General features: G+C 44.1%; 3 protein-coding genes and 1 pseudogene. All 4 read right to left on the bottom strand.

Annotated features, from left to right (window positions below; all coding sequences use genetic code 11):
• Positions 1-351 precede the first annotated feature (351 nt).
• Positions 352-960 (bottom strand): IS3 family transposase, encoded by a 609-nt coding sequence (locus tag AC1XTG_RS25545; RefSeq protein WP_484843887.1) that lies wholly within the window; start codon positions 958-960, stop codon positions 352-354.
• A gap of 12 nt (positions 961-972) precedes the next feature.
• Positions 973-2,117: pseudogene (locus AC1XTG_RS25540) on the bottom strand (IS3 family transposase); the annotation flags it as partial.
• Between the two features lie 33 nt (positions 2,118-2,150).
• Positions 2,151-3,104, bottom strand: coding sequence for an ISAon1 family transposase (locus AC1XTG_RS25535; protein ID WP_484843886.1), 954 nt, complete (start codon positions 3,102-3,104; stop codon positions 2,151-2,153).
• A 10-nt stretch (positions 3,105-3,114) separates the two neighbouring features.
• Positions 3,115-3,477 carry an ISAon1 family transposase N-terminal region protein gene (locus AC1XTG_RS25530; protein ID WP_484843885.1) on the bottom strand — a complete coding sequence of 121 codons (363 nt, stop codon included), beginning with the start codon at positions 3,475-3,477 and terminating at the stop codon, positions 3,115-3,117.
• Positions 3,478-3,772 lie beyond the last annotated feature (295 nt).

The following is a 3,772-nucleotide window of genomic DNA, read 5'->3' as shown; positions in this document are numbered from 1 at the left end:
AGAAAGCCTTTTAGCTTTTGATGAAGGATATCGACCGATAATTTTCTGCCCGAATAATTCAAACGAAAGAGGGTGCCACGGTTTTAAATTGAGACACCCTCTTTGTGTTGGTATTGTGGCGACCAGGCTACGCGCCCCGCCTACTTTACCAGGTCGGACAGCGTAGGTTTGATCCGCGCCGCGTAGGCCAAGTATCATCGGCGGTTCTTGCGGGGGTTGCCAACAACCTTGGCGCTCCCGACTTAGGTAGCCCCGCTTAACTTCTCTGCTCGGGTCGGCGTCGCGCTCGACCGGGGCTCGCAGCCGGCGAGTAGGTGAACACCTGTGCCGTCCTGAAATAAGTTGACGGTTTTAGATAAAGTTACTAGCCTTGGAGATTTTCTCCGAGGCTTTTTTGTGCACTGCATTGGGTGTCATCATATTTAAGCTTAGATGAGGTCTTTTATCGTTGTAAATCTCAACAGATTCTTTTAAAAGCAACTCTAACTCTTTCTTTGTCTTACACTTGTTAATCAAGAATTCTTGTTTAAGTATCCCATTGATCCTTTCCGCCAGCGCATTCTGATAACAATCATAGCCATCTGTCATAGAAGGGACAATATTTCCTGTGCTGAGTACCTTTTGGTAGATCATTGAGCAGTATTGAAGGCCCCGATCTGAATGATGGATCGTTTGATTAGTATACATTCTGCATTTGATTGCCTGTTTAAGGGCTTTTACCACACTTTCCGATGTCATATCTGCGCTCAGGTGGTAGCCCATTACTCTTCTAATGTAAGCATCTGCGACCAATAACAAGTAGTGAACCGATTCTCTGCTTTTTACATAAGTGATATCGCTTACGAAATATTGTTCTGGGCGGTCGGGTTTGCAATTCTTCATCAGATTAGGGTATTTCCTTAGCCAATGTTTCGAATTGGTGGTCTTCGTGTATTTTTTAAGGGTGTGCCGTCCTGAAATAAGTTGACGGTTTTAGATAAAGTTACTAGCCTTGGAGATTTTCTCCGAGGCTTTTTTGTGCACTGCATTGGGTGTCATCATATTTAAGCTTAGATGAGGTCTTTTATCGTTGTAAATCTCAACAGATTCTTTTAAAAGCAACTCTAACTCTTTCTTTGTCTTACACTTGTTAATCAAGAATTCTTGTTTAAGTATCCCATTGATCCTTTCCGCCAGCGCATTCTGATAACAATCATAACCATCTGTCATAGAAGGGACAATATTTCCTGTGCTAAGTACCTTTTGGTAGATCATTGAGCAGTATTGAAGGCCCCGATCTGAATGATGGATCGTTTGATTGGTATACATTCTGCATTTGATTGCCTGTTTAAGGGCTTTTACCACACTTTCCGATATCATATCTTCGCTCAGGTGGTAGCCCATTATTCTTCTACTGTAAGCATCGGTGACCAGTGACAAGTAGTGAACCGATTCTCTGCTTTTTACATAAGTGATATCGCTTACGAAATATTGTTCTGGGCGGTCGGGTTTGCAATTCTTCATCAGATTAGGGTATTTCCTTAGCCAATGTTTCGAATTGGTAGTCTTCGTGTATTTTTTTAAGGGTCGTATTAGTAAATATTCTGCTCTTAGCAAATCAAAAAGTCCATCTCGGCCAAGCTCGATTTGTTTTTGCCGTAAATCGGCCTCCATCAGGTAATAAAGCTTTCGGGTGCCCAATCTGGGCATCTGCCTACGGATGTCTTGCACCATCGCCTTAACTGGCTGCAACGCTGTGGCTCTGCTGACTTTCCGTACTTCTCTTTGATAAAGTGCCTGTCGGCTTATCCCAAACAATCTACAACTTCGCGATAGGCTTACTTTACCTTGCCCTCGGAGCTTTTGGACTGTTTGGGTAAATACTTTTTTCGTAGGCCAGCGTTGTATTCTCCGTCGAAACGGTCAACCATCTCATTGAGAATCAAGTTTTTTAGACGCTCATCTTCTAGTTCTTTCTGTAACCGCTTGATCTGTTGCGCTGGCGTTTCTTTAGCTGAAGGCATTTTCGGCAAGTTTGGTTTTCTCCAATCCAAATTACCATGTTTGCGCAACCAGACCAAAACCGTACTTCTGCCCTGGATACCATAAATCCGCTGAGCTTGCTTGTATGTCATTTCGGATCAAGACAAAAAGTTGTGGAGCGCATAGGATTAAGCATATAATTGAGTAAGCCGGTAAAGGAAGAACTCGACATTCCGAACACCCCGGAACTGCGCCCTGAATGCCTTGATCTTCGCGTTGAAAGATTCGGCCGAGGCATTCGTGCTTCGGTTATCAAAATAGTTGACGATCGTCTTGTAGTGGTTCTGGATCGAGCGGGCGACAGTGTTAAACGATTTGAAGCCGGACTGCCGGACCTTTTCATGCCATTTGGCCAGTCTAGTGAGTCCGTAAATCTTTTCGGTCGTGTTTGTGAAGATGTTGCTTAATTCTAGCGACAGCTCGTATGCGCGTTTAAGGTCTGGAAAGCGCTCAAACAGGAGTAGCGCCCTCTCTCGCTGGCTTTCAGTCCAGATATTGGGCTTTTTGTACAGCGCATATCGGCTCCGAGCTAGGAGTTGTTTTACGGTGTCGCCATTGGATAATATTTCCGGATGATATTCATTTTGAGACGTTTTAGCCTGCTCGATAGCGTCATTTTCTTGATCTAGCGATTCCCAGCGATGTTTGATGCGGATCTCTTGCAAGGCTTCAATAGCTAACCTTTGCACGTGAAAACGGTCGGTGACGCGTGTTGCCCGTGGAAAACATCTCTTAGCGATCATTGACATGCTGCCAGCCATGTCAAGCGTAATTTCAGACACCTTTTTGCGTAGTGCCTCTGGGATTTTTCGGATGACTTCGATAACTGTCTCGGCCTTGGTGCCTGCTACAATGGCTATAATGCTCCCTTTGCCGCCTTTGGCAGATTTATTAGTGAGAATAGTGTACAACTCGCCATGTGAAAGACTGGTCTCGTCAATAGATAAATGAGACCCTAGATTCTGAGGAAACAACAGCCACTTCTTAGCGTGGCCGCGTTGGCTCCAATCCTTAAATCCACTCTGAAAATCACGATATTGTCGTAGTAAATCCCTGCCACTAACTCCATAGAACCTTCTAATGGCCCAGGCACTACTCGGGTTGGTATCGACTGATATCTTTTAAAAAAGCCGCGAATTCACTAGTTATTCGTGTTCCTTTACCTACTTCCGTCCAATCTCTGTAAACTACTTTTCCTGTTTTGGTATTGAGCCACCTGCGCCGCTTGATGTGAAGAAAGACCTTATGGCCCCGAATTGGGAAATCCTGAACAGTAATTGTCGGAAAGAAGCCCTTGGAAAGCAGGCTCTTCCTTTCCGGGTCATTCTCATCCGCATTCTTCTCGTCGATATGCACATGAAATACACCGTCCTGCCGGTCGATGGAGGTTAATTCAAAATTTTCGAGGATAAACTCTGGTAGTAAAAAATGAATGATAGGCAGGAAACTCTCCAAAACAAACTAGGTTGATTAAAAACACAAACCTAGAAAAATCCTATGCGCTCCACAAGTTTTTGTCTTGATCCGTCATTTCGCCCTTTTCTATCTGGCTGATCACAGACAGTTTAAAGCCCAAATTATAATCACGTTGGCTACGCCTTTTTACTGAAAATGAATCGCTTCCCATTATAAGTCAAATTTGTGTCAACTTATTTCAGGACGGACACAAGCAACACAAAAAAAGCCCCACATTTCTGCGGGGCTTTTAATTGCTATGGTATTGTGGCGACTACCTACTTTACCAGGTTTG

This window comes from Dyadobacter sp. HNCC25DJ183 (genome assembly GCF_056895175.1).
This window is presented reverse-complemented; position numbering and strand designations above follow the sequence as displayed.